Annotated in this window: 1 protein-coding gene; it reads left to right on the top strand. The window is 61.5% G+C overall.

Annotated features, from left to right (window positions below):
* Positions 1–743: AMP-binding protein (locus tag NKI49_RS33245; protein WP_352695951.1), on the top strand; the 743-nt coding region annotated here is incomplete at both ends.

Consider the following 743-nt stretch of genomic DNA (forward strand, 5'->3'; position numbering starts at 1 on the left):
CGACCCCGACCCGCGCGCGCTGGGGCTCACCCCCCGCCATCTCGCCTACATCATCTACACCTCGGGCTCCACCGGGACGCCCAAGGGCGTCATGGTCGAGCATGCGAGTGTTCTCAATATCCTACGCGCTCTTTTGGATGTATTGGGCCTCACAGAGCATGATTCACTCCTCGCGGTCACGACAATCTCTTTCGACATTGCCGGGCTGGAACTCTATCTCCCGCTGGCCGTGGGAGCTAACGTCGTCCTTGCTCGCCGGAGCAATGCTGTTGGATTGCAGCAGCATCTATCCCATCACAAGATAAATGTGATGCAGGCGACCCCGGCAGCATGGCGTATGCTCTTGGACGCCGACTGGGAGGGTGCGCCCGACTTAAGCGCGTTGTGCGGCGGCGAAGCGCTGCCTTCAGATCTGGCCTCCAACCTCGGCAGAAGGGTAAAATCTCTCAGAAATCTTTATGGTCCGACGGAGACGACAATTTGGTCGACCACCTTTCTTACCGAGACGAGGATTGAGGCGCCTCATCGAAATATCCCGATCGGGCGTCCGATTGCGAACACGCGGATCTATCTTCTGGACGCTCATGGTCAGCCGGTGCCGTTGGGGGCGGTGGGCGAGCTCTATATCGGCGGGGCCGGCGTTGCGCGCGGCTACCTCAACCGGCCCGAGCTGACGGCCGAGCGGTTCATCGCCAGCTCCTTTGTGGAGGGCGACCGGCTGTATCGGAGCGGCGACCTGGCCC

The sequence above is a fragment of the Mesorhizobium sp. M0587 genome (assembly GCF_040320945.1).
GTDB lineage: Bacteria > Pseudomonadota > Alphaproteobacteria > Rhizobiales > Rhizobiaceae > Mesorhizobium.